The 24,616-nt window shown below is 65.0% G+C and carries 21 protein-coding genes and 1 tRNA gene; 16 read left to right on the forward strand and 6 right to left on the reverse strand.

What is annotated here, in order from left to right; genetic code table 11:
- Nucleotides 1-89: 89 nt before the first annotated feature.
- The gene (locus tag AC5RVV_RS03645; RefSeq protein WP_494000041.1) at nt 90-1,310 is read left to right on the forward strand and encodes an ROK family protein; all 1,221 of its coding nucleotides are present in this window, start codon (nt 90-92) and stop codon (nt 1,308-1,310) included.
- A 46-nt stretch (nt 1,311-1,356) separates the two neighbouring features.
- Here the strand turns inward: AC5RVV_RS03645 and AC5RVV_RS03650 are convergent, their stop codons facing one another.
- The 3 genes from AC5RVV_RS03650 to xylA all read right to left on the reverse strand — a co-directional run bounded on the left by AC5RVV_RS03650 (nt 1,357) and on the right by xylA (nt 5,113).
- Nucleotides 1,357-2,400 (reverse strand): aldose epimerase family protein, encoded by a 1,044-nt coding sequence (locus AC5RVV_RS03650; protein ID WP_494000042.1) that lies wholly within the window; start codon nt 2,398-2,400, stop codon nt 1,357-1,359.
- Complete coding sequence (locus AC5RVV_RS03655; protein ID WP_494000043.1) at nt 2,397-3,836, reverse strand: FGGY family carbohydrate kinase; 1,440 nt, start codon at nt 3,834-3,836, stop codon at nt 2,397-2,399. The genes AC5RVV_RS03650 and AC5RVV_RS03655 overlap by 4 nt, the downstream gene beginning before the upstream one ends.
- 89 nt (nt 3,837-3,925) lie before the next feature.
- Entirely contained in the window at nt 3,926-5,113 is a 1,188-nt protein-coding gene (xylA, locus tag AC5RVV_RS03660; RefSeq protein ID WP_494000044.1) for a xylose isomerase, read from the reverse strand.
- Nucleotides 5,114-5,251: 138 nt separating this feature from the next.
- On the opposite strand from xylA, the gene AC5RVV_RS03665 reads away from it, so the two are divergent.
- The 9 genes from AC5RVV_RS03665 (at nt 5,252) to AC5RVV_RS03705 (ending at nt 15,297) form a co-directional block, all read left to right on the forward strand.
- Nucleotides 5,252-6,991: a sugar ABC transporter ATP-binding protein gene (locus AC5RVV_RS03665; protein ID WP_494000045.1), complete on the forward strand. Its 1,740-nt coding sequence runs from the start codon at nt 5,252-5,254 to the stop codon at nt 6,989-6,991.
- On the forward strand, nt 6,991-8,082 hold the full coding sequence (locus AC5RVV_RS03670) for an ABC transporter permease (RefSeq protein WP_494000046.1): 1,092 nt from the start codon (nt 6,991-6,993) through the stop codon (nt 8,080-8,082). Before AC5RVV_RS03665 ends, AC5RVV_RS03670 begins: the two co-directional genes overlap by 1 nt.
- 2 nt (nt 8,083-8,084) lie before the next feature.
- A complete protein-coding gene (locus AC5RVV_RS03675) occupies nt 8,085-9,122 on the forward strand; it encodes an ABC transporter permease (RefSeq protein ID WP_494000047.1) in 1,038 nt (345 codons plus the stop codon).
- Between the two features lie 63 nt (nt 9,123-9,185).
- A complete protein-coding gene (locus AC5RVV_RS03680; RefSeq protein ID WP_494000048.1) occupies nt 9,186-10,370 on the forward strand; it encodes a sugar ABC transporter substrate-binding protein in 1,185 nt (394 codons plus the stop codon).
- A 37-nt stretch (nt 10,371-10,407) separates the two neighbouring features.
- Nucleotides 10,408-12,063, forward strand: coding sequence for a GMC family oxidoreductase (locus AC5RVV_RS03685; RefSeq protein ID WP_494000049.1), 1,656 nt, complete (start codon nt 10,408-10,410; stop codon nt 12,061-12,063).
- A gap of 46 nt (nt 12,064-12,109) precedes the next feature.
- Nucleotides 12,110-12,904 carry a gluconate 2-dehydrogenase subunit 3 family protein gene (locus AC5RVV_RS03690; protein ID WP_494000050.1) on the forward strand — a complete coding sequence of 265 codons (795 nt, stop codon included), beginning with the start codon at nt 12,110-12,112 and terminating at the stop codon, nt 12,902-12,904.
- 10 nt (nt 12,905-12,914) lie between these two features.
- Nucleotides 12,915-13,688 carry a cysteine hydrolase family protein gene (locus AC5RVV_RS03695; protein WP_494000051.1) on the forward strand — a complete coding sequence of 258 codons (774 nt, stop codon included), beginning with the start codon at nt 12,915-12,917 and terminating at the stop codon, nt 13,686-13,688.
- A gap of 133 nt (nt 13,689-13,821) precedes the next feature.
- The gene (locus tag AC5RVV_RS03700) at nt 13,822-14,856 is read left to right on the forward strand and encodes an aldo/keto reductase (protein WP_494000052.1); all 1,035 of its coding nucleotides are present in this window, start codon (nt 13,822-13,824) and stop codon (nt 14,854-14,856) included.
- A gap of 36 nt (nt 14,857-14,892) precedes the next feature.
- Nucleotides 14,893-15,297 carry a GlcG/HbpS family heme-binding protein gene (locus AC5RVV_RS03705; protein WP_494000053.1) on the forward strand — a complete coding sequence of 135 codons (405 nt, stop codon included), beginning with the start codon at nt 14,893-14,895 and terminating at the stop codon, nt 15,295-15,297.
- Nucleotides 15,298-15,443: 146 nt separating this feature from the next.
- Here the strand turns inward: AC5RVV_RS03705 and AC5RVV_RS03710 are convergent, their stop codons facing one another.
- The gene (locus AC5RVV_RS03710) at nt 15,444-15,902 is read right to left on the reverse strand and encodes a MarR family winged helix-turn-helix transcriptional regulator (protein WP_494000054.1); all 459 of its coding nucleotides are present in this window, start codon (nt 15,900-15,902) and stop codon (nt 15,444-15,446) included.
- A 113-nt stretch (nt 15,903-16,015) separates the two neighbouring features.
- On the opposite strand from AC5RVV_RS03710, the gene bcp reads away from it, so the two are divergent.
- The 5 genes from bcp (at nt 16,016) to AC5RVV_RS03735 (ending at nt 20,741) form a co-directional block, all read left to right on the forward strand.
- On the forward strand, nt 16,016-16,489 hold the full coding sequence (gene bcp, locus AC5RVV_RS03715) for a thioredoxin-dependent thiol peroxidase (RefSeq protein WP_494000055.1): 474 nt from the start codon (nt 16,016-16,018) through the stop codon (nt 16,487-16,489).
- Nucleotides 16,490-16,574: 85 nt separating this feature from the next.
- Nucleotides 16,575-16,659 (forward strand) — tRNA-Leu (locus AC5RVV_RS03720).
- Between the two features lie 275 nt (nt 16,660-16,934).
- The gene (locus tag AC5RVV_RS03725; protein ID WP_494000056.1) at nt 16,935-18,626 is read left to right on the forward strand and encodes an ABC transporter substrate-binding protein; all 1,692 of its coding nucleotides are present in this window, start codon (nt 16,935-16,937) and stop codon (nt 18,624-18,626) included.
- Nucleotides 18,627-18,773: 147 nt separating this feature from the next.
- A complete protein-coding gene (locus AC5RVV_RS03730; RefSeq protein WP_493979914.1) occupies nt 18,774-19,775 on the forward strand; it encodes an ABC transporter permease in 1,002 nt (333 codons plus the stop codon).
- The gene (locus tag AC5RVV_RS03735) at nt 19,776-20,741 is read left to right on the forward strand and encodes an ABC transporter permease (RefSeq protein ID WP_494000057.1); all 966 of its coding nucleotides are present in this window, start codon (nt 19,776-19,778) and stop codon (nt 20,739-20,741) included.
- A gap of 13 nt (nt 20,742-20,754) precedes the next feature.
- Here the strand turns inward: AC5RVV_RS03735 and AC5RVV_RS03740 are convergent, their stop codons facing one another.
- The gene (locus AC5RVV_RS03740; RefSeq protein WP_494000058.1) at nt 20,755-21,066 is read right to left on the reverse strand and encodes a hypothetical protein; all 312 of its coding nucleotides are present in this window, start codon (nt 21,064-21,066) and stop codon (nt 20,755-20,757) included.
- The gene (locus AC5RVV_RS03745) at nt 21,056-22,786 is read right to left on the reverse strand and encodes an ABC transporter ATP-binding protein (RefSeq protein WP_494000059.1); all 1,731 of its coding nucleotides are present in this window, start codon (nt 22,784-22,786) and stop codon (nt 21,056-21,058) included. Before AC5RVV_RS03745 ends, AC5RVV_RS03740 begins: the two co-directional genes overlap by 11 nt.
- 127 nt (nt 22,787-22,913) lie before the next feature.
- Here AC5RVV_RS03745 and AC5RVV_RS03750 point away from each other — a divergent pair, with 127 nt between their 5' ends.
- Entirely contained in the window at nt 22,914-24,593 is a 1,680-nt protein-coding gene (locus AC5RVV_RS03750) for an ABC transporter substrate-binding protein (RefSeq protein WP_494000060.1), read from the forward strand.
- Nucleotides 24,594-24,616: the final 23 nt, after the last annotated feature.

A 24,616-nucleotide genomic window follows, 5' to 3' on the forward strand; every position in this document is an offset into this window, starting at 1 on the left:
TAACAATTGGGAGCAACGGGGATGGAGTAGCCTGCGGTTGAACGATAAGTTACGCAGTTGTTTCTTGTCCATAATCCAGGGAGGCTTGGTTGAATTCATCAGACGCGCCGGTTGGCACCAGCCACGGGCGGCCGCTGCCGGCCCCGCGGGCGGGGAACAACCTCGACAGCATTCGCCGGCACAACCTCTCCACCATTCTTCAGTTCGTGCATCATGCCGGCCCCGTTCCCCGCTCCGAGCTGACCCGGAAAACAGGGCTGAACAGGTCGACAATCGGTGCCCTGGTCGGCGAGCTTGCCGAGCTCGGACTGGTCTTGGAAACGAGCCCCGACTCAAGTAACGGTGTCGGGCGGCCGAGTGCCGTGGTGCGCCCCAACCCGGCGACAGTGGCGATCGCGGTCAATCCCGAGATCGACGCGGTGACCGTCGGTGCCGTCTGCCTGGGCGGCGTTGTCCAGAAACGGGTCCGCTATGAAACGGACAGGGCCCCCAGCGTCCGGGAAGCGGTCAACATCAGTGCGGCGATCGTCGAAGGAATGAAGACTGACGGGACCCGGATCGCAGGGATCGGCGTCGCGGTCCCGGGTTTGGTGAGGACACGGGACGGGCTCGTGCGGCTGGCCCCGCACCTGGAGTGGACCGATGAACCGATTGCCGAAATGCTGGCCGCTGCCACCGGGTATCCCGTGAAAGCCGCCAACGATGCGAGCCTTGGTGCTCTCGCCGAAAGGACCTTTGGGTCCGCCCGACGGGTCAGCGACATGATTTACCTCAACGGCGGGGCCAGCGGCATCGGCGGCGGCATCATCAGCGGAGGCCACGCCGTGACAGGCGTCGCGGGTCATGCCGGGGAGCTGGGCCACACCCGGATCAGAAGCGGCGGAGGGCTTGACACCGCGCACGCCCGAGGCACCTTGGAATCCGAAGTTACCCGCGATGCCCTGCTTGCCGCCCTCGGATTGGCATCCGCGGACGTGGACGAACTGGAGGAGGCGCTGCTTTCATCCACTTCTGCCGAGGTTCGGGCTGTTGTTGACCGGCAGCAGGAATACCTCGCCATTGCCCTGGGCAATGCAATCAACATCCTGAATCCGGAGTTGATCATTCTGGGCGGCTTCCTGGGCTCCTTGCATGCAGCCGATCCGGAGCGGCTGGAGCACCTCGTCTCCCGGGAATCGCTGCCGGTTTCACGCCAGAGTGTTCACATTTCCCGACCGCAGCTGGGCGCCAATCTTCTCATGGTCGGCGCGGCTGAACTGGTATTTGCAGACCTCCTGGCCGACCCCGCTGCCTACTCCTTCGTTGCCTGACAGGGGGTCGCGTATCCCGACGAGGGGCCGCTTCTGCTTGATCGGCTCACGCTGTCGAGAAACGGTATCGGCTGAGATGCCGGTACTCCGTTCCGGCCGGAAGGACCACGGACGGAAAGTCGGGGAAACGGCTGGTATCGGTGATCTTTTGGGGTTCGAGGCATATGCCGCTGCCGGGCCCGTACAAGGTTCCCCCGCGGCCGACCAGCGGAGGCAGCCGGTTCGCTGTATAGACCTGAAGACAGAACTCCGTGGTGTAGAGCTCCATGAGACGTCCGGATTCCGGAGAATAAAGTACTGCCGCGGGCTTGGTGTTGTCCCTGCCCGGATTGAACAGGAACGTGTTGTCGATGCCCGGCCACGGCTCGGTGCCCGACTTCGGCAGGAAGGCTCCGATCCGCCTTAGCTTGCGGAAGTCGAAGGGCGACCCGGCGACAGGCAGGTGGCTGCCTGTCGGAATGCGTTCCCAGTCCGTCGCCAGGATGTAATCCGCGTCAACCATCAGCTGCTGATCGGTGACAGGCCGCGCCCCGTCCCCGTCCATATTCCAGTAAGCGTGATTGGTCATATTGACCGGGGTGTCCGCGTCGGCCCTGGCCGTGAAGAGAATCGACAGCTCGTTGGCTTCGGAGAGTGAGTAGCGGACCCGCGCGGAGAGGTTTCCGGGATAGCCTTCTTCGCCTTCGGGGCTGCGGTAGTCCAGACTGACAAAGTCGTCCTGCGCCCGTTCCGGGGACGCATCCGAACGGGACCACAGGACGCGGTCGAAACTTCGGCTGGGTCCTCCATGAAGGTGGTTCCGTCCCTCGTTCGCGGCAACGGGAAAGGTGACCCCTGCCGAGGAAAACCGGCCGCCCGGGATGCGGCCCGCTGTCCGGCCGATCGTGGCCCCTATGTAGCAGTCCACGTGGCGGCGATAGTCATCCACAGAGTCGAACCCAAGCACCACGTTTTCGAGCTTGCCGCCCCTGTCCGGCAGGAGCAGTTCAACGATCCTGGCACCGTAGCAGTCAAGTGTAAGGCGCGTGCTGCGCGCATTGGCGAGGACCGGTCCCGTCTCCTGGCTGCCGGCGCCTGCCTGCTTCTTCACGCCGCGCCTTCGTTGTGACGGCGGAACCACGCCTCCTGCGCTTCGGCATGGCTGCGATACTGATCCCGGATAAGAGGCCGCGGATCGGGTCGCAGCTCCGCATCGAAGTGCGGCGGCCAGTCAGGGCGTACTCCGCTCATGACCCAGGCGGCCTGCACCGCGGCCCCCTCGGCCACGTACTCGCCGGGTACCGGAACCGAGACCGGCATATCGAAGACCTGCGCGGCAATCGACCGCACGGCCCGGTTCTGCGCGCCCCCGCCGATCAGAAGGACCCGCTCGGGAAGGGCACCGGCCTTCCGCAGCGCATCAAGCCCGCCGGCGAGACTGCACAGCATCCCTTCAACGGCAGCGCGCGCAAGGTTGGCCCTTGTCATTGCGGCCAGCGACAGCCCGTGAAGACTGCCCGTCGCAGCGGGCAGGTTTGGGGTGCGTTCCCCTTCGAACCACGGGATCAAGACGACTCCCCCGGCCCCGGCGGGAGCCTCCAGGGCGAGACGCGAGAGCTCGTCGTTGTCGACGCCCAGCACCTCGGCGACCGACGTCAGGATGCGGGCTGCATTGAGCGTGGTCGCTATCGGGAGGAAGGCGCCGGCAGCGTCCGCAAAGCCGGCCACGGAACCCGTCCTGTCCCGGTGCAGTTCGGCGGACGAGGCGAACACGGTTCCACTGGTGCCGATCGAAACGATGGCCTCCTGGCCGGACGCATTGAGGCCCAGCGCCGCAGCGGCATTGTCTCCGGCTCCCGCGCCCAGAAGGACTCCCCCGGGCGTCTTTCCCGCCGGCTCATGGGGGTGAAGGACACGGGGCACGATGGCAGCATGTCCGAGGGCCACGGTGAACAGATCCATGTCGTACCTGTTCGCCTCCGGATCCCAATAGCCGGTACCGCTGGCATCCGACCGGTCTGTCGTGAGTTCTTCAAGGACCGGCCCCAGCGGGCTGGAAGCGGCCGGTCCGTACCCGCGCAGCCGCCAGGTCAGCCAGTCGTGGGGAAGAGCGACCGCGGCTACCTTTGCTGCATTGGCGGGCTCGGCGTCACGCAACCACCGCAGTTTGCTCGCGGTGAAAGACGCCACCGGAATCAATCCCGTCCTTTGCACGTATTCATCGGCGCCCACTTCGCCCACCAGTGCAGCCGCAGCACCCGCGCTGCGGGTGTCGTTCCAGAGCAAAGCCGGCCGGATCACCCGGCCCTCCTGATCGAGGGCCACCATGCCGTGCTGCTGTGCCGCTACGGAAAGGCAGCCGACCGAGCCAAGGCCTCCCGCCTCTGCGAGCGCCGCCTGCAGCGCACTCCACCAGGCCTCCGGATCAACTTCGGTGCCCGCCGGATGGGCGGCCCGTCCAGCAGACACCACCCGACCCGAGCGGGCATCCCGGAAGACCACTTTGCAGCTTTGGGTCGAAGAATCAACACCCGCGACAAGTGTCATGATGCCTCCAGATACGTCGGCCGAGCCTGGACCTCAACGGTTCCGCAGATCAGAACCGCAACGGTTCCGAGCCTCACCGGTTCCGCAGATCAGCGCGCGTTAAGCAGATGTTCCATAGCCAACTGCTGAAGCCTGACGAACCCGAACCCGGAGCCGTCAAAGTACCCCTCCGGGGCAAAATCCTCGTACGAGGAACGGTCTTGGAGCAGTTCGGCGTAGGACTCTCCATCGGCAAGGGTCGGCTGCTCCAGTTCGGTGACGCGGGAGGCGCGCATCGCTTCCTGTACCTCCGGGTCCGAGCGGAAGGCGGCGGCCCGTTCTTTCAGCAACAGGTACATCCGCATATTCGCCGCAGCCGAATCCCACACTCCCCCGGCGTCCTCGGTCCGCGACGGCTTGTAGTCGAAGTGGCGCGGACCGTCGTAAGCCCGGCCACCGTTCGGGCCGCCGTTTTCCAACAGGTCCACCAGAGAGAAAGCGTTTTGCAGGTCGCCATGGCCGAAGACCAGATCCTGGTCGTACTTAACCCCCCGCTGGCCGTTGAGATCAACATGGAACAGCTTGCCGTGGTACAGCGCCTGGGCAACGCCGGCGGTGAAATTCAGGCCCGCCATCTGTTCATGTCCGACCTCGGGGTTGACACCGAAAAGTTCGGGCCGCTCCAGGGTTTCGATGAACGCCAGCGCGTGGCCCACCGTCGGCAGCAAGATGTCGCCGCGGGGCTCGTTCGGCTTGGGCTCAATGGCGAACTGCAGGTCGTACCCCTGATCGGTCACGTAGGCCGCCAAAACGTCCAGTGCCTCGCGGTACCGTTCAAGGGCTGTCCGGACGTCCTTGGCAGCGTCGTACTCAGCGCCCTCGCGGCCTCCCCACATGACGAAAGTCCGGGCCCCGAGCTCTGCGGCCAACTCAATGTTCCGCAGGACCTTTCGAAGGGCGAACCGCCGGACGGCCCTGTCGTTGGAGGTAAACCCACCGTCCTTGAAAACCGGGGGGCTGAAAAGGTTCGTCGTGACCATCGGAACCTGAAGGCCCGTGTCCTCGAGTGCACCTTTCAGGCGGTCGATCTGCTTCTGCCGCTCCCCCTCGCTGCTGCCGAAGGCGAAGAGGTCATCATCGTGGAACGTCAGTCCGTAGGCGCCGAGACCCGTCAGCCGTTCCACCACTTCGACGACATCCACGTGCGAGCGGGTAGGGCCGCCAAAGGGGTCGGCCCCCGTGTACCCCACCGTCCACAAACCGAAGGAAAACTTGTCTTCGCGGCTCGGTTGCCTCATTGCCCTCTCCCATCAGGAAGCAATAGTCGTGAGCAACAACATATTAGCCGCGGCCGCCCAAGTCAACGGCCAGCGCCCACCCAAGGCCACTCACACCCTGCCGAGCCGCCGACACCTTGCGGCCAGACACCCACGGCGGTGCCTGCGCTTGCCTGCGGGCTGAAGCCGTGCCCCGCCCCTCAAGCGAAAAAGGCTATTGCATTTGTTGTGACTGATTACTATATTGAGTTTTCACATGATGTTGCTCACACACCGAGCGTCACCTGCCGCCTAACCTCCAAGAACAGGAGCGATCCCATGGCGCATCCCACCGAACCTGCCGGCCATTCGGCGCTGCTCAAAGTTGAGGGCGTGGTGAAGCAGTACCAAGGCGTGACCGCCCTGCGCGGGGTGAGCCTGGACATCCGCCCCGACGAGATCCATGCCCTGCTGGGAGGCAACGGGGCCGGCAAATCCACGCTGATCAATGTGCTGTCCGGCGTGGTCTCGCCGGACGCGGGCACAGTTACCCTGGCCGGGGAAGAAGTGCAGTTCCGCCATCCCAGCGACGCCCTCAACGCAGGCATCACGACCATCCATCAGGAGCTGTCGCTCGTTCCGGCGCTCACGGCACTCGACAACATCTTCCTGGGCCGCGAGGTCAATGCCCGATTCCTCGGCCTGAAGGTCCGGCTTGACCGCAAGGGGATGGAAGAGCGCGTTTTGCAACTCGCCGCCGACTTCGGGCTCACCCCTGAGGACTTGAAGCTTCCCGTTGGGGAGTTCGGTGCTTTGAAAAAGCGTGTGGTGGAGATCGTCAAGGCACTGGCCTTCGACCCCCGCGTCCTGATTTTGGACGAGCCGACGTCCGGGCTCGAAGAAGAAGAAAAGCGGCACCTATTCGAACACATGCGCAAGCTCAGGGCGCGGGGCGTGCCACTGCTGTGGGTAACCCACCACCTGGAGGAACTGTTCGGTCTGGCGGACACCGCCACCGTCTTCCGCGACGGGGCCAACGCCGGGACTGCCGCCATCGCAGAGACGGACGTCGATGAACTGCTTGGCATGATGTTTGGAATCGCCGCCGGCGAATTCGGTGCGGCCAGCGGCACGCCGCCGCACGCCGCGGCCGACACCGGCAAGGAAGTGCTGCGGCTGGAGAATGTGCACCGCAGCCACGTCTTGAAGGACATTTCGCTGTCCGTTCGTAAGGGCGAAATCCTGGGCATAGCGGGCCTGGCCGGTGCCGGACGCACCGAGTTGGCCAGGGTCATCATGGGCTTGGACAAGATGAGCAGCGGAACAATGCACCTCAACGGGCAACCCCTGCGCCTCCGCGATTCGAGCTCGGCATACCGTCACGGGTTGGCCATGCTGCCGGAAGACCGCAAGCAGCTGGGCATTCTCCCGGAATTTTCCGTTGCCGAAAACATCTCCATCTCCAGCTTGGGCGGCGTCACGCAGCTTGGTTTTTTGGTCAAAAACCGCGATGAAATGGACCAGGCCGAGAGCTACCGGCAGCGCTTGGCGATCCGTGCCCCAAGCGTCAGGGAAAAGATTCGAAACCTGAGCGGCGGAAATCAGCAGAAGGCCATCGTGGCCCGCTGCCTGAATACCAAGCCCTCGCTGCTGATCTTCGACGAACCGACCCAGGGTATCGATGTCTCGGCCAAGGTGGAGGTTCACAACCTCATCCGCGATTTCGTCGCCGCCGGCGGGGCCGCCATCGTGATTGCCTCGGAAATCGCCGAACTGCTGGAACTCAGCCACCGTGTCCTGATCCTGAAAAAAGGCCGACTGGTGGGTTCGGTGACCTCGCTGCAACAGGAACTGGCCGCCGGAAACTTTGAGGGCGTGAAGAACAGAATTCTGGCGCTATCCGCCGGCAGGAGCGAATGATGAAATTTCAACGGGCAGTATCCCGCACACTTTCGACCAGCGGCGTTCCGATCGCGGTCGCCCTGATCGTCCTGGTCATCGTGTTCCAGCTGATGTCGCCAGTCTTCCTGCAACCGGAAAGCCTCACCGATTACATTAACAACGCCATCCCCGTCTTGCTGATTACCGTCGGGGTGGCAATCGTCATCGTGGCCGGAGGCATCGACCTGTCCGTCGGCACGGTAGCCGGGCTGAGTGCCGGAACGACCATGTGGGCTTTGCTCAGCGGGGCGCCGACACTGGTGGGCGTCCTCGTGGGCGTCGCCACCGGCACGGCATTCGGCCTGTTCAACGGATGGCTCATTACAAAGTTCGGTATCAACGACTTCATCGTCACGCTGGCCACGCTGAACATCGCCAGCGGGCTGCTCATCGTCCTGACAGAACAGGTACCTCTCCAAGGCGTGACGACGCCGGGCTTTTCGGATATCGTCTACGGCAGTTTCCTGGGCATCCCGAGCGCCTTTTGGATCGCCGCAATCCTGCTGGTCATCATGCAGCTTTTCCTGGCCAAGACGGTGTTCGGCCGGCGCATATATGCCATCGGCATCGGCGCCGACGCGGCGAACGTCGCCGGCGTCAACGTCCTCCGCGTCAGGATGGGCACCTTCATCGTCTCCGGCATGCTCGCCGGAGCAGCCGGCGTCCTCATTGCCTCCCGCCTCGGCGCCGTACAGGCCTTCCTGGGCGGCGGCTACGAATTCATTGCCATCGCCGGCGCCGTTCTGGGAGGCGTGAGCCTTGCCGGCGGCCGCGGTTCGGTCTGGGCCGCTGTCGTCGGCGGCCTTTTGCTGGCAACCCTGCAGCAGGGCCTGCGCCTCAACGGCGTCGACCCCGTCTACTTCAGCATCGTTACCGGCCTTTGCATCGTCGCCGGGGTGGTCTTCGACCGCCGCGTCCAGCAATACGCACTCAATATGGGCAAACGCTCCCGTCTTGACGCGCCCCCCAGGCACGACACTCCGCACGACACTCCCCCGGCCCCGGCCCAGCAGCAGGCACAGAAGCCGGCCGCGGGTTCCCGTCCGTTCGTGACCGAACAGCAGGACTGACCATGAGCACTTCAACCCCCAAACGCAACACCGGCCTGGTCGGCCGCATCGTCGACCGGATCCTGCTGGACCCCACCCTCGGCGTCCTGGCCATGCTGGTACTGGCCTGTTTGATTGCGGCGTTCACGTTGCCGGTGTTCCTGGCTCCGTCAAACCTGTTCAACATCCTCAACAGCAGCATCACGGTCATGATTCTGGCCATGGGCATGACCGTCGTCCTGATCGCGGGAGGCATCGACCTCTCGATCGGCGCAGCCATGGCACTCTGCGCGGGGGTGGCAGCCGAGACGATGAAATCCGGAATGCCGCTGTTCGCCGCGATCCTCGCAGCGCTGCTTGCCGGGGCCTTGATCGGGATCGGCAACGGCCTGCTCGTCACCCGGGTCGGGCTGCCCGACTTCATTGCCACGCTCGCAATGCTCGGCTTCGCCGGCGGCATCCTCTACATCTGGACCCAGGGAGTTCCCATCATCGGCTACATGGTCCCCGAGTTCTATGTCATCGGCGGCCTGAGCCCGCTGGCCGGAGCCCTCACCCTGCCCATGGTGATATCCCTCATCGTGGCGCTGCTCCTTGGCGGGATTTTGGGATCCTCCCGCCTGGGGACACACCTCTTCGCGGTCGGCAGCAGCCGGACCGGCGCCGTACAGTCCGGCGTGCGGGTGGACCGGGTCCGTATCATCGCCTACGTCATCAGCGGGCTATGCGCCGCGATCGCCGGCGTCATCCTGGCGGGCCGTAATACCAACGTCCCGGCCGACCTCGGTGTCGGTTACGAGATCCAGGCCATCGCTGCCGCCGTCATCGGCGGTGCGGCGCTCAGTGGCGGCAGGGGCCGCATCCTGGGAGCCGTGCTCGGCGCCATCACGCTGGCCGCAACCATCAACATCATCAACCTCGCGGGCGTTCCGTCCAGCTATCAAAAGATCGTCATTGGCTCGATTCTGATCATCGCCGTCCTCGCGAACCGGATCAGCGCCATCATCAACGCCCGGGTCCGGCAACGGCGGGCCGTTGTGCTCGACGTCGCCCCCGTGTAGCCGAAACCAGCTTCCCCGGTCTCCCCGTTGCTGCGGGGACCATCAAAAATGAAAGGCAAGACAATGTCCACAACTGACACCACCGGGCCCGCGGGCCGCCGTCGGTACGCCCGGACCCGCAGCGCCCTCGCCTCCGGAGCAGTCGCGGCAGCCCTCATCCTGACCGGCTGCACCACGGTCGAGACGCCGACCGGCACCGGTGGAGGCGGGGGCGGAGGCGCCGGTGCCGCGGTCAACCCGGACTCGGCCGCCGATGCCGCCATCCGCGAAATAGTGGACGGCCGTGAAATCAAAGTCGGCTTTGCTCCCCCGATCCTCTCCGAGTTCTACACCCAGGTCGAAAAAGCGGCCTTCAACAAGATGAAGGAATACGAGGACCGGTTCGGTGTGAAATGGACCTGGGAGCGGCAGGGCGCCCTCAACGACGCCCATTCAGGCACGGAAACCCTTGGCATTGTCCAGGGGTATATCGCTCGGGACTTCGATGCGGTCTTCGTCTGCTCTGCCGCCAACGCCGCGACCATGCAGGAACTGTACGGCCGCGGACAGGAAGAGGGCGTCGACTTCTACCAGTTCAACTCCACTGAAGAACTGGCCAATCCTTCCCAAGCCGAGGACCCCACCGGAGGTCTTAACACCGTCTCGAACATCGGTTATGACGACCGCTGGCAGTCCGGCTACATCGCCGGGCAATACATCGGCGACCAACTCAAGGGCAAAGGCAAGGTCATCCAGATCATGGGGCCCTCCGGATCGGACTGGACCAAGCTGCGCCAGCAGGGCTTCAAGAAAGCCATCTCGGAGTACCCCGGCATCGAGATCGTCGGACAGGCCGACGGCGGCTACGTACGGGACAAAGGTCTCCGGGCCGCACAGGACCTGCTGACCAAAAACCCCGATGTCAACGCGATCTACGGTGAAAACGAAGACATGGCGCTCGGCGCGTCCCAGGCCATCGACGCACGCGGCCTCAAGCATTGGGACGGGCAGGAAGGCATCATCACCATCGGTGCTGACGGCCTGATTTCGGGAATGGACTCCATCAAAGCCGGCAAGCTCACCGCCACCGTCGATGTGAACAGCGTTGAAATGGGCCACAGCATGATCGAAACCCTTTTCGCGCATGAGCTTCTGGGCATGGAAGTCAACCAGTTCGTCCGCATCCCGACCGATGTCGTCGACAAGACGAACGTCGAGTGGCACCAAGCCGTCCTGCAGGAAAGCCAGCAGGGCGAGGGAAGCTACTAGGCCTTCCCGAACAACGACCGAACTGAGAGGTTCTACTGTGAGCAGCAATCGAAAAATGGACCCGGTGGACGTCGTCGTCGTCGGACTGGGAGCGGGGGGCGGGCCCGCCGTCAAGGTTCTCAGCGAAGCCGGCTACAAAGTTGTTGGATTCGACAAGGGCCCGTGGCTGCGCCCGGAGGAACACTACTCCGGCGACGAACTGAAGTTCCAGAACCGCAGCTACCTGTGGCCGGACGTGAAGCTGATGCCCAGGACGGTGCGCCGGGACGAAAACTCGGAAGCCCGGATCTTCAATTTCTCCCCCGTGCCCTCAAACGTCGGCGGCGGAACGAGCCACATGGCCGGCTGGATGCCCCGGCCGAGGGAATCGGACTTCATTTTCCACTCCCTCCACGGGGATCTGGAAGGCGCGAGCCTGGCCGACTGGCCCTACCGCTACGAGGACCTGGAACCATACCTCACCAAGGTTGAATGGAGCTACGGCATCTCGGGCCTTACCGGTGCCGACCGGGGGGAAGGCTTCCGCAGCAAGCCGTACCCCAGCGGGCCGTTGCCTCCGACCCGGTTCGGCAAGAAATTCTATGAGGGCTCCAACAAGCTGGGCATCAATTCCTTCCCGCTGCCGATGTCCCACCTGACCGAAGGCAACGCCCTGGGCAGGGCGGCGGTGAACCGGACCAGTTTCTGGAACCAGTACGGTGACCCCACCCAAACCCGGTCCAGCGTGGCGACGACGTACATCCCCGAGGCCCTCGCCACCGGCAACCTGGAAGTACGGGCCGACAGTTACGTCAGGGAAGTCAAACTGGGCAAGGACGGCCGGGCCACCGGCGTCGTCTACATCGACCCCGAGGGCCGTGAGGTGGAACAGGACGCCGCCGTAGTTGTCTTGGCGCTCGGCGCCATCGAGTCGGCGCGGCTCATGCTGCTGTCCACGTCGAACCGGTTCCCCGAAGGTCTCGCGAACGATTCCGGCCTTGTCGGCAAGAACGCCACCTTCCACGAATACATTTTCGCGGTCGGACTGTTCGACAAGGACATCGAGGAACCGCTGCGCGGCTGGACGGGAAACTACCAAAGCGGCGGCTCCACGCATTTTTACGAGACGGACGAAAGCAGGGGCCACATCGGCGGCGGCATCATCGCCACCACGCAGATCGGACAGGCCATCAACGCGATCATGCCCGGCCGCCCGACCTGGGGCCAAGCCATGAAGGACGCCGACCGAAATTACTTCGACTACTCCATGAAGATTGGGTTCATCCTCCAGGACATGCCCCAGGAGACCAACCGGGTCGACCTCGACCCCAACATCAAGGATGCCTGGGGCCTGCCCGTAGCGCGGATCACGAACAAGCCCCACGCCAACGACATCGCCATGAGCAAATGGCAGATCGACAAAAACGTGGAAATCCTCCAGGCGGCCGGGGCAACGAAAACCACCCCCGTTTACCTGGGAGATGAATTCACCGGCAACGCCTGCCACCAGCAGGGCACGGTCCGAATGGGAACCGACCCCGGCAAGTCGGTGCTGAACGGATGGGGCCAGGCTCACTCGGTGGACAACGTCTTCGTGCTTGACGGCGCGGGCTTCCCCACCGCCATGGGCGTCAACCCCACGCTCACGATCATGGCCCACTCCTGGCGCTGCGCAGACTACATCGCCGGCACCTACCTCAAGGGCCGCAGCTAGCGGCTGTAACTGCCGCGCGTTAGAGAATCGCAGAAAGGAAGACACGATGGTTTCGAAAGCCGACTGGGAAATCGTCCCGATCCACATCGACCCCGACTCGGACGAAAAACTGTTCTTCACCGACCACGAGTGGGAAACCATAGAAGCCGCCGGCGCACGCGTCATGCCCACCGACCATGATCCAGGGGCACGCGAGGCGAGGGTGATCGTCTTCATCGACCGCTACCTCTCAGGCATCGACTACCTCTATGCGGCGGCTGACGGGACCGGCTTCCTGGCCCTGGCCGGTCCGGAAGCACGATCCGCCCGGGCACGCATCGCCGACCTGCAGCGGCTCTACCGCGAAGGGGTCCATGAACTCGACCGCCGGTCGCGCGAGTTGCGGGCGGAGTCCTTCAAGGACGCGACCGAAGAAGTCCAAGACCAGGTGCTGGAACAGGTCAGCGGCGCTCCCAAACCGGTGCCGGTCTCGCTGACCTCGATGGAGGTGTACTACTCGCGGCTTCAGGGAAACACCGATGAAGACAAAAGTTTCTTTGACACCCTGTGCCTGCATGTCCGCCAAGGTTTCTATGCCGACCCGGTTTACGGCGGAAACAAGGACCAGATGGGTTGGAAAATGGTCGGTTTCGACGGGCCCAAAAACCTGCGCGACACCATGGACGGCACCTACAGCACGGCCGAGTACTTCATCCAGGAATACGACTGGGAGGAACTGGTCCCGGGCTTCAAGCACGGCCCGGAACAAGACGTGACTGACGGTGGCGAAGACCCTGCCGGTAGCCAAGCCGCCGAGGCGGCTTCAGCATCATCGGACCGTACCGAGGAATCCAGTAAGTAAAGGAAAGACAATGACCGCCTACGAAGACAAGCTCAACAAATACGTCGACCGTTCCTACACCTTCATCCCCGAGACCATAGATCTAAGCAAGACCGTGGTCCATGCGCTCGACATCCAAAATCTCTGCCTCGATCCGGAGGGGGCAGACTACATTCAGAGCGTCGGTGGAGCGCCCTCCGGGCAGGAATCCCTCGGGCCGGCCAAGAGAATGATCGAACTCGCACGCGAAAAGGGAATCAAGGTCGTCTGGTCCATGTGGGGCATGCACCCCGAAGGCTACGACATCGGCATCTGGGGGCTGAAGTACCCGTCCTGGAGAGAGTCCGATTCGCCCTTCAACCACGGGACGTGGAACGGCGCACTCTGCAAAGGTTTCGAACCGCAAAAGGGCGAACCGGTCTTCCAAAAGCACCGCAACAGCAGCTTCTACGGAACGGCCTTCAACGAGTACCTCCAGCAGGACGGCGCCGAGTACCTCGTGATCGTGGGCTCCTCGACCGCCAACTGCGTACCGACCACGGCACGCGACGGTTTCGACAGGGGATACAAAGTGATCGTCGTGGCCGATACCGGCACGGCCATTCCCCTCAACACCCACGGCCGCAACCCCGAGTTCGACCACGAAACACCCGAAGGATACGGGCAGTACTGGGAATCCCTGCGCAACATCCAGGCTCAGTACGCGGACGTGATGTCCAGCGACGAGTTCGCGGCCCTCGTCGAACGCTCATCCCAGGCGGCGGGACAGGAAGCCTCAGTAAGTGCAGACGCCTCAGCCCGCTAAACCGCGGTACAGGGGAGGTGGGACCGTTATGAAATGGGCCGCCGAAGGAACCGGTGAAGGTTCCCCACGGCCAACGACGCGGCACCACCTCCCCGGGCACCCAGCACGTTGATCCACCTTGAGGAAGACACCCATGGCACCGTACGCTCCCACGCAACGGCGCAGGTTCGGGCGGCTCGACTGGTCTTGCACACTTGCCGGATTCGGTTCAGTGGCTCTTGGAAACATGCGCACCCCCATACCTACAGAGGATGCCCGGGCACTGGTACGTCATGCCTGGGACGCGGGCGTCCGGTTCTTCGATACTGCACCCATGTACGGCCATGGCCTTGCCGAATACCGGCTGGCCGATGTCCTCGCCGATGAGGACAGAGAAACGTTCGTCTTGGCCACAAAAGTCGGGCGAACCCTAAAACCCGCAAGCCCGGGGACCTTCAGTACCGCCCCCTGGTGCAACACCCCGCCGTTCCGCATCGAATACGACTACTCCTACGACGGTGTGATGCGCCAGGTCGAAGACAGCATGCAGCGGATGGGGACGGATTACTTCGACGTGCTCCTGGTTCACGACACGGACCGTTGGACTCACGGCGCCGACCAACCCCGCCGATTTCAGGAAGCCCTAAACGGCGCGTTCAAAGCCTTGTTATCCCTGCGGGACCAAAAGGTAGTGCGGGCCGTGGGCATAGGCGTCAACGAGGTCGATGTCTGCATGGCAGCGGCAGAAGCAGCCGACATTGACTGCATTCTGATCGCCGGTACTTACAACCTACTGAACACCGAGGCGCAGGACGAGCTTCTCCCACTCTGCCTGCGACGCGGGATCGCCGTCATCAACGGCAGAATCTTTGGATCGGGCATCTTAGCCACCGGCCCTAAACCCGGAGCCCGCATGGACTACGCTCCGGCAACGCGTGAAACCCTCAGCGAGATCCGTCCTTACCAAGAGGTAGCCGACCGCCACGGAGTGCCTCTGGGCGCGGTGGCATTGCAATTTGGCGCCGCCCACCCTGCCGTCACCAACGTCTGCCTCGGCGCCCGCACCATCATGCAACAAGAGCAGAACTACCAATGGCTGAGTCAGCGGATCCCCGTCGAGGTGTGGCAGGAACTGAAGCACCAGCAACTCATCAGCTCCGCCTCCCCCACACCCGGAACCTCCCCATGAGGACGACTAAGGATCAGCAAATCCAGGAAGGCCCCCATGATGCTGCAGGAAGTCATCAAGATCGCCGCCATCGCCGAAGAAGCAGCCGAACAACTGGCAATCCGCATCGTCGTCAGTGTCGTTGACATCCACGGCAACCCGGTGCTTCTCCATCGCATGGACGGCGCACCCCTCCACTCTTTGGACATGGCCTTCCGCAAGGCCTACACAGCCGCCTCGTTCAACGTGGAAACAGAAGAACTCACGTCGCAAGTACAACCAGGGCAGCCCCTTTACGGCCTGGCCGTGAACTCGGGCAGCAAACTCATCGCCTTCGGCGGTGGGGCACCTGTACAGCTCCAACGAGGCGAAAGAGTCGGTGTCGGGATCTCGGGAGGAACGACTGAACAAGACATTCATATCCTCAAGACCGCTCTTACTGCACCCCGCACCATTCCCTAAACCCGCTGCGACTCTCCTCTGCCGAAGGGGGCAGCGTTTTCCATGGCCCTACGCTGCCGCGTCCGGTTGGCAGCAAGGGAGCGCCTAGTGCAGCGCCGGCTACGCCTTTAGGATGCCGGGTTCCGGCCGACCGGGACGCCGGCGGGTCAGTCGCCGTCCTCGTAGCCGTCGATCTCGGCGATGTCGATGGTTTCCACCGCGCCGATACCGAAGCGGCTGTTGCCCAGCCTGCGGATGATCACCGTCAGCCGCTCCTTGAGCTCATCCATCTGGTCGCCGCTGCCGCTGCTGAGCAGCCGCTCCAGTTCGGCGGCATGCTTGAGGGCCCGCTTGCCCTCGTCGGTTATCTGCACGATCTGCCGCCGGCGGTCCACATCGCTGCGGGCACGGATGATGTGCCCGTGGACCTCCAGCCTGCCCAGGGTCTTGCCCATGGTCTGTGCCTGCACCCGGACGCGGGTCGCCAGCTGCGCCTGCGTCATTTCCCCTTCGGCGGCCAGCACCTCAAGGGCAATGACGCCGGCGTGGGTCAGGCCGAGGCCGGCCAGTTTGTCGTTCCATTCGTGCTCGACGAGCCGGGCGGCGGTGGAGAGCAACCGTGGCATCGGCCAATTCTTCAAATCCGGCATGCACTCAAGTATACGTACGTAGTCGGAACGGCCGGAGGACTGTCTTGGCTATGCTGGTGTGAAACCCCGGATCCCTAAGGAGCTGCCCCATGGCCGAACGACTGTCGACCGGCGACACCGCGCCGGATTTCACGCTGCAGGACTCGGCGGGCAACACCGTCTCGCTGGCCGATTATCGTGGCCAAAACGTTGTGGTTTACTTCTATCCCGCAGCTTCGACACCGGGCTGCACCAAGCAGGCCTGCGACTTCCGCGACAGCCTCGACTCGTTGAAGGGCGCCGGATACGCGGTGCTGGGACTGTCCCCCGATCCGCTGCCGAAGCTGGTGAAGTTCGCGGAGACGGAAGAACTGAACTTTCCGTTGCTCTCAGACGAAGACCATGCCGTAGCCGAGGCGTACGCGGCCTGGGGCGAAAAGAAGAACTACGGCAAGGTCTACGAGGGCCTGATCCGTTCCACGGTCGTGGTGGATCCCGAGGGCAAGGTGGCGCTGGCCCAGTACAACGTCCGGGCCACCGGCCACGTGGCCAAGCTGCGCCGCGACCTCGGCCTGGACAATTAGGTGTCTGCACGAGGCACAAGTCCCCGCCAGACGAGTGCCGCCGTGCCGGTAGACTGATTCCTGTTCCGGCATGCCCGGAACGAATGCGCGAGTGGCGGAATTGGTAGACGCGCTGGATTTAGGTTCCAGTGTCCTCGGACGTGCGGGTTCAAGTCCCGCCTTGCGCACCATCACCAGGAGCCCCGCCACGTACGTTGCGGGGCTCCTGGCGTTCCACGGCCCGCTCCGGGCCCAGGGGCCCGGAGGCCTCCACCGCCGTCGTCGCGCCATCAGGCACGGGACTCGTCACCAAATTGTGATGGTTTTGGCCCAACCGCCGAACCTGAAACCGATGCTTTCAATCAGACATGTGACTAAGCTCTCATCAAGCGGACGCGCCACCGCGCCTCCGCCGGCTGCCGTACACAAAGTCGGCGTCACACCTCACGTCCCCGAGGAGCAGTCCATGTCATTTACTGACATCTTTTCCGGAGGCCAGCGAAGCGGCCGGCGCGCCGGAGCGGTCATTGCCGGCCTGGCCGCCGGCGCACTCGTCCTGTCCGGCTGTGCCGAGAGCGAGCGCGGCGGCGGAGCACAGGGCGAGACGGAGGGAGTCAATCCGACCTTCGTGTTCGCCGCGTCGTCGGATCCCAAGTCGCTGGATCCGGCCTTCGCCAGCGACGGCGAGTCCTTCCGCGTCAGCCGCCAGATCTTCGAGGGCTTGGTCGGCGTCAAAGAAGGAACGCCGGACCCTGAACCCTTGCTGGCTGAATCCTGGGAGATGTCCGACGACGGGCTCTCCTACACCTTCCAGCTCAAGGAGGGCGTGAAGTTCCACGACGACACCGACTTCAATGCCGATGCCGTCTGCTTCAACTTCGACCGCTGGTACAACTTCGAGGGGATCCAGCAGTCCCAGTCGGTGAGTTACTACTACGGCTCGCTGTTCCGCGGCTACTCGGACTCCCCCGAGACCGCAGTCTACGACTCCTGCGAGGCGGTCAGTGACACCGAGGTGACGGTGAACCTGGCCCAGCCCTTCGCCGGTTTCATTCCGGCGTTGTCGCTGCCGGCTTTCGCGATGCAGAGCCCCACCGCCCTGGAGAAGTTCAAAGCCGACGACGTCGGGGGTTCGGAGGAGGCGCCGGAGCTGAGCGAATATGCCATGGGCCACCCGGTGGGGACCGGCCCGTTCAAGTTCGACAGCTGGTCGGTCGGCGAGTCCCTGCAGCTGTCCGCCTTCGACGGCTACTGGGGCGAACAGGGCCAGGTCCAGGAGATCATCTTCCGCATTATCGAAGACCCCAATGCCCGCCGGCAGGCGCTGGAGGCCGGGGACATCGACGGCTACGACCTGGTGGCGCCGGCCGACACGCAGTCGCTGGCCGACGCCGGATTCAACGTCATTGCACGCGATCCGTTCACCATTCTGTACCTGGGCATGAACCAGGAGCAGGAGGCGCTGAAGGACCTCAAGGTCCGGCAGGCGATCGCCCACGCGATCGACAAGGACGCGCTGGTCCGCCAGACGCTGCCCGAGGGCACCAAGGTCGCCACGCAATTCGTTCCGGACACGGTCAACGGTTACAACGACGACGTCACCACCTACGAGTACGACCCGGAGAAGGCGCGGGCGCTGCTCAAAGAGGCCGGCTACGGCGACGGCCTGGAGCTGATGTTCAACTACCCGACCGGGGTGTCCCGGCCGTACATGCCGACGCCGGAACAGGTGTTCACCAACCTGAGCGCCCAGCTCGAGGAGGTCGGCATCACCATCGAGGCCCAGCCGGACAAGTGGTCGCCGGACTACCTGGACCGCATCCAGGCCAGCGCCGACCACGACATCCACTTGCTCGGCTGGACCGGCGACTACAACGACACCGACAACTTTGTCGGGGTTTTCTTCGGCCAGGAGAAGCCGGAGTTCGGCTTCAACAACAAGGAGCTCTTCGGCAAGCTGTCCAAGGCACGTGAGACCAGCAGCATCGAAGAGGCGACGCCGCTGTACGAGGAGATCAACGAGGACATCGCGCAGTACCTCCCGGCGATCCCGCTGGCACACCCGGCGCCGTCGCTCGCGTTCGCCCCGCGGGTTACCTCCTACCCGGCCAGCCCGGTGAACGACGAGGTGTTCAACGCCATCGAGCTCAGCGAGTAACCCCGTCCTGCCGGGGTCCGCATACCGCGGATCCCGGCAGGCAGGCCCCCGGCCCGAACTACGGGCGGGCGGCGCCGGGCCTGCCGCCGAAGAGGCAATTTCCACCGCATCCGGCGCAACGCCGGGACCGGGATCCGGAAGGACGCTGTGCTCAGAGTCATTATCAAGCGCATCGCGCTGCTCATCCCGACGCTCTTCGGGCTTTCCCTGCTGCTGTTCCTGTGGGTCCGCAGCCTGCCCGGCGGGCCCGCCACGGCGCTGCTCGGCGACCGTGCCACACCCGAGGCGGTGGCACGGATCAACGAACTCTACGGCTTCGACCGGCCCCTGATCGAGCAGTACTTCGTCTACATGGGCAAGCTGCTCCAGGGCGATTTCGGCACCTCGATCCTCACCGGCCGGCCCGTGCTGACGGAGTTCGCCACCCGTTTTCCGGCGACGGTGGAGCTGACGATCGTCGCCCTCATCATCGCCGTCGGCATCGGCATTCCGCTGGGCTACCAGGCCGCGAGGTACTACGGCAAGTGGCCCGACCACTCCTCCGTCGTGCTGTCGCTGGTGGGGATCACCGTCCCGGTCTTCTTCCTGGCCTTCATCCTCAAGTGGTTGTTCGCCATCCAGCTGCCGTGGTTCCCTACCGACGGCCGGCAGAACCCCAGGATCAACGCCACGCACGTCACCGACTTCTATGTGCTCGACGGTTTGCTCACCCGCGAATGGGATGCCGCCTGGGATGCGCTGCTGCACCTGGCGCTGCCCGGGATCGCGCTGGGCACCATCCCGCTGGCCATCATCGTGCGCATCACCCGGGCGTCTGTCCTCGAGGTGCAGAATGCTGACTACGTGCGCACCGCCCGCGCCAAGGGCCTGCTGCAGAAGACCATCCGCAACCGGTTCATCCTGCGCAACGCGATGCTGCCGGTCACCACCACCATCGGCCTGCAGCTGGGGCTGCTGATTTCGGGGGCCGTGCTGACCGAGACGGTCTTCGCCTTCAACGGCATCGGGCGGTTCCTGCGCGACGCCATTTTCAACCTGGACTACCCCGTCCTGCAGGGGTTCATCATCTTCATCGCCGTGCTGTATTCGCTGATCAACCTGGTCGTGGACGTTTCCTACAGCATCATCGACCCGAGGGTGCGTGTTTAAATGAGCACAACGCTTCCGCCGCAGTCAGGCGGCGACATCCGCACCACCCCGGAGCCACCGGGTGCACCCGGCGCTCCCGCCGGCACCGGGCCCGGCGGCACCAGCCTGTGGAAGGACGCGTTCCGGCGGCTCCGTCGGAATCCGCAGGCCATCACCGGCGCCGTCATCGTGGGCCTGTTCGTGCTGACCGCCGTGCTGGCGCCGGTGCTGGCACCCTATGGCGGCCAGGATCTGCCCGGCCGCACGTACATCACACCCACGCACATTCCCGGCTTCGGCGAGGTGGAAGGATTTCCGCTGGGGCTGGACCGTTTCGGCGGGGACCTGTTCAGCAAACTCATCTGGGGCGCGCAGGCCTCGCTGTTGATCGGCGTCGTCTCAACCGCGATGGGGCTGGCCGGGGGCATGCTGCTGGGCATCCTCGCCGGCGGCTTCGGCGGCTGGATCGACAGCGTGATCATGCGCGGCGTCGACATCCTGCTCTCCGTGCCGAACCTGCTGCTGGCGGTATCCATCGCGGCCATCCTGGGGCAGGGGGCGTACGCGGTGATGATCGCCATCGGCGTGGCCCAGCTGCCGATCTTCGCGCGGCTGCTGCGGTCGTCGATGATCTCGCAACGCAGTGCGGACTACATGCTGGCGGCGCAGACGCTGGGCCTGAGCCGGGGCACCATCATCATGAGCCACCAGCTGCCCAACAGTGTGGGTCCGGTCATCGTGCAGGCCACGCTGACGCTGGCCACCGCCGTCATCGACGCCGCGGCGCTTTCCTTCCTCGGCCTGGGCGGCGGGCGCCCGCAGACCGCCGAGTGGGGCCGCATGCTCACCTACGCCCAGGCAGAACTGGGCATCGCGCCGCAGCTGGCGTTCCTGCCCGGCCTGTGCATCGCCGTCACCGCGTTGGGCTTCACGCTGCTGGGCGAGTCCCTGCGGGAAGCGCTGGATCCCAAGACGCGGGCCAAGTAGCGGCAGCTGCCGATCAGCCGGCCAGGGTGGCCGGCGGGGCTCCGCCGTCCTGGCGCCGTCGCTGGCGGGCCATGTGCATCATGGCGGCGAAGCCGGCGATGAACAGCACTTCCAGCGCCGCCAGCCACCAGAGGGCGCCCCACCTGCCCTCGCCGATGAAGATGACGGCCCCGACCGCCAGCAGCACCGTGCCGATCACCAGCACGAAGACCGCGAAGCCGATGGCCACCGCGGCGCTGCGCACCCCGGTCCGGAAGCCGAAGCCTTCCGGCCGGTGGTCGTCGGGCTCCGGGACGGCCCCGGGCCCGGTATCCTCAGGACGCAATCTCCGGATCCTCCGCCTGGATGTCCAGTTCGTTGCCCGGTATGGACGCCAGCAGGCGCCGCGTGTAGGGGTGCCGCGGGTTGGTGAACACTTCCTCCGAGCTGGCCGCCTCCACCAGTTCGCCGTCCTTCATCACGCAGACGTAGTCCGAGATCAGCCGCACCACGGCCAGGTCATGGGAGATGAAGAGGTAGCTCAGGCCCAGCTCCGCCTGCAGGTCGCCCAGCAGCTTCAGGATCTGCGCCTGCACCAGCACATCCAGCGCGGAGACGGGCTCGTCGCAGATGATCAGCTCGGGCTTCAGGGCCAGGGCGCGGGCAATCGCCACGCGTTGGCGCTGGCCGCCGGAGAGTTCGGACGGGTAGCGCCGCAGCATGTTCTGCGGCAGCGCCACCTCGTCCATCAGCTCGCGCACGCGGACCGAGCGTTCCCTCGCGCTGCCGCGGTTGTAGGTGGACAGCGGCTCCTCGACAATCCGCTCGATGGTGAACATCGGGTTCAGGGACGAATACGGATCCTGGAACACCGGCTGCACCCGCTGGCGGAAGTCCCGCAGCTGCGCCTTGGTCAGGTTGGCCACATCCATTGCGTCGAAGGTCATGGTGCCGCTGGTCGGTTCGATCAGCTTCAGCAGCATCCGGGCGGTAGTGGTCTTGCCGGAGCCCGATTCCCCGACGATAGCGACCGTGTGTCCGCGCGGGATGTCGAGCGTCACGTTCTTCGCCGCGTAAAAGTCCTCGGCCTGGCCGCGGATCTTGTACACCTTGGTCAGGTCGCGCAGTTCCACGATGTTGTCCGTCTTCTGCGCCTCGGCGGCCGCGGGAGCCTCGGTGACGTGTTCCTGGAAGACCTGCTCCGCCCGTTCGGCCCGCACCGCCGCGTTGCCGGTGAACGCCCCCGGCATCAGGCGCACGGCGGCGACGCTGGGCGCCGCCTTCACCAGCGCCCGGGTGTAGGGGTGCTGCGGATCCTCCAGCAGCTGCCGTGCCGGCCCGGTCTCCACCACCTTGCCGCGGTGCATCACCACCAGTTCCGACGCCCGTTCGGCCGCCAGCCCCAGGTCGTGGGTAATGAGCAGCACCGCCGTCCCCAATTCATGGGTCATCGACTCGATCTGGTCCAGGATGGTGCGCTGCACCGTCACATCCAGCGCCGACGTCGGCTCGTCGGCGATCAGCAGCCGCGGCTGGCAGGCCAGGCCGATGGCGATCAGGGCGCGCTGGCGCATCCCGCCGGAAAACTCATGCGGGTACTGCTTGGCGCGTTCCCTGGCGTTGGGCAGTCCGGCAGCCTCCAGGACCTCCACAACCTTCCGGTCCACGTCCCGCCTGGTCGCCATGCCGTGAACCAGCAGGGTCTCCGCCACCTGCGAGCCGATCCTGGTGACCGGATTCAGGTTGGACATCGGGTCCTGCGGGACCAGGCCAATCTGGCGGCCCCGGATCGTGCGCATCCGATGCTCCGGCATCCCCACGAGCTCCTGGCCGTCGAAGCGGATGCTCCCGGCGGTCACCCGTCCGTTATCCGGCAGCAGCCCGATCACGGCCATCGCCGTGGTGGACTTCCCGGATCCGGATTCACCCACGATCGCCAGGGTCTTGCCCGGTTCCAGGCGCAGCGAGGCGCCCTCCACCGCAGAGACTTGCCCGTAGGTGGTGCGGAAAGCAACGGCCAGGTCCCGTACCTCGAGCAGGGCCGCGTCGTCGGCATGTTCGGTCATGGTCCCATCCTGCCCCAAAGACGCGCGGATGTGGCCTATCTCTCATCGGGAATTCGCCGCGCGGGGTCGAGGACGGGAGTCGATTAGACTTGAGGATCATCCCCGCCTGCCCCGAGGAGCCTGAAGCGTGACACCACCCACCGCGCGCCGCACCGTGCTGAAGGCAGGCGCAGCGGCAGCGGCTGTGTTGCTCACCGGCTGCACCCCCGAACCGGGCAGGCCCGCCCCGTCAACCGCCCCGGCCAGCGAGCCGCCGACGGCCTCGCCCGCGGACACCACCTTCACCATGGGCATTGCCGCCGCCCCGGTGACCCTTGATCCGGCGCTGGCACTGGATACCGAGTCCTACCGGGTGACCCGGCAGATCCTCGAAACACTCGTCGGGGTGGACCCGGCGACGGGCGTTCCGGCGCCGCGGCTGGCCTCCGAATGGAGCGAAGCGGACGACGGCCGTTCCTACCGCTTCCGGCTGCGCCCGGGTGTCACCTTCCATGACGGAACGGCGTTCGATGCCGAAGCGGTCCGCGCCAATTTCGAACGCTGGTACCGGCTCCCCGGCGACGCCCGGCCGGTGGAAGGCGGGCTGGCCTTCCGGTCGGTCTTCGGCGCGTTCGCCGAGGACGAGGACGAATCGCTCTACCACAGCTGCGAGGTGCTGGGCCCGCTGGAAGTGCAGCTGAACCTGACCCGCCGGTTCACCGGCCTGGTCGCATCGCTGGCCATGCCGGCCTTTGCCATCTCCTCTCCGGCGGCGCTGAAGGCCGGGGCGGCCGACCGGCTGACGGAGGACCGCGGCGGCCACAAGGTATCCCGCTACGGCCTGGCCCCGGTGGGGACCGGCCCGTTCACGTTCGCCAACTGGGAACGGGACCGCGTGGTGCTCTCCGCCTACCCGGGCTACTGGGGTGCCGCCGGCGACGTGCGCACCGTGGTGTTCAAGGCGCTCCCGCATCCGATGACGCGGTTGCGCGCCTTGGAAGCCGGGGACATCGACGGCTACGATCTGGTCACCCCGGCCACGTACGCGGATCTGGCGCGGGCCGGCATGCAGGTGTTGCAGCGTGACCCGTTCTCCGTGGTCTACCTCGGCATGAACCAGGCGGCCGACGGGCTGGACGACATCACCATGCGCCAGGCCATCGCCCACGCGATCGACCGGCAGGCGCTGATCGACAGCTTCTTCCTGCAGGGCACCAAGGAGGCCATGCAGTTCATCCCGCGCAGCTTGGGCGTGACGAATGAGACCATCCCCTACTACGCATACAATCCGGAGCGTTCGCGCGAACTGCTGGCCGACGCCCGGTACGATGGCGCCGAACTCACCTTCTACTATCCGCTGGGCGTCACGCGGGCCTACCTGCCGACCCCCGAAAAGGTGTACGCGGAGCTGAGCCGCCAGCTCACCGCCGTCGGAATCAATATCAAGCCGATGCCCATTCCCTGGGACGAGGGCTACCTCGACACGATCCAGGGCTCCACCGGCCATGCCCTCCACCTGTCCGGCATGAGCGGCAGCTACCGCGACCCGGACAACTTCGTGGGCCCGCTCTTCGGCAGCAAGTCGATGGAGTTCGGCTACGACAGCGCGCAGATCCGCAGCAAGATAGCCCGTGCCAAGACCCTCCCCGAGGGCGAAGACCGCGTGCAGGCCTACCACAGCATCAACGAGCAGCTGGCGCGGGCGGTCCCCGCGGTGCCGCTCGCGTTCCCCATCTCCGCCCTGGCCATGGGGCCCCGGGTCGTGAGCTACCCGGCCAGCCCGATGCTCGACGAGGTCTACAACAAGATCGAGCTGGGGCAGGATTGACGCCGGCTGCGGCGCCCGGTGCG

It is taken from the genome of Arthrobacter sp. MDT2-34-1 (assembly GCF_059091365.1).

Excerpts from the sequence above, each read along its gene's own strand:
- AC5RVV_RS03655 (WP_494000043.1), bottom strand. The coding sequence starts at position 3,836 with ATGACACTTGTCGCGGGTGTTGATTCTTCGACCCAAAGCTGCAAAGTG.
- xylA (WP_494000044.1), bottom strand. The coding sequence starts at position 5,113 with ATGAGGCAACCGAGCCGCGAAGACAAGTTTTCCTTCGGTTTGTGGACG.
- AC5RVV_RS03670 (WP_494000046.1), top strand. The coding sequence starts at position 6,991 with ATGAAATTTCAACGGGCAGTATCCCGCACACTTTCGACCAGCGGCGTT.
- AC5RVV_RS03675 (WP_494000047.1), top strand. The coding sequence starts at position 8,085 with ATGAGCACTTCAACCCCCAAACGCAACACCGGCCTGGTCGGCCGCATC.
- AC5RVV_RS03680 (WP_494000048.1), top strand. The coding sequence starts at position 9,186 with ATGTCCACAACTGACACCACCGGGCCCGCGGGCCGCCGTCGGTACGCC.
- AC5RVV_RS03690 (WP_494000050.1), top strand. The coding sequence starts at position 12,110 with ATGGTTTCGAAAGCCGACTGGGAAATCGTCCCGATCCACATCGACCCC.
- AC5RVV_RS03695 (WP_494000051.1), top strand. The coding sequence starts at position 12,915 with ATGACCGCCTACGAAGACAAGCTCAACAAATACGTCGACCGTTCCTAC.
- AC5RVV_RS03700 (WP_494000052.1), top strand. The coding sequence starts at position 13,822 with ATGGCACCGTACGCTCCCACGCAACGGCGCAGGTTCGGGCGGCTCGAC.
- AC5RVV_RS03705 (WP_494000053.1), top strand. The coding sequence starts at position 14,893 with ATGATGCTGCAGGAAGTCATCAAGATCGCCGCCATCGCCGAAGAAGCA.
- AC5RVV_RS03710 (WP_494000054.1), bottom strand. The coding sequence starts at position 15,902 with ATGCCACGGTTGCTCTCCACCGCCGCCCGGCTCGTCGAGCACGAATGG.
- bcp (WP_494000055.1), top strand. The coding sequence starts at position 16,016 with ATGGCCGAACGACTGTCGACCGGCGACACCGCGCCGGATTTCACGCTG.
- AC5RVV_RS03725 (WP_494000056.1), top strand. The coding sequence starts at position 16,935 with ATGTCATTTACTGACATCTTTTCCGGAGGCCAGCGAAGCGGCCGGCGC.
- AC5RVV_RS03735 (WP_494000057.1), top strand. The coding sequence starts at position 19,776 with ATGAGCACAACGCTTCCGCCGCAGTCAGGCGGCGACATCCGCACCACC.
- AC5RVV_RS03745 (WP_494000059.1), bottom strand. The coding sequence starts at position 22,786 with ATGACCGAACATGCCGACGACGCGGCCCTGCTCGAGGTACGGGACCTG.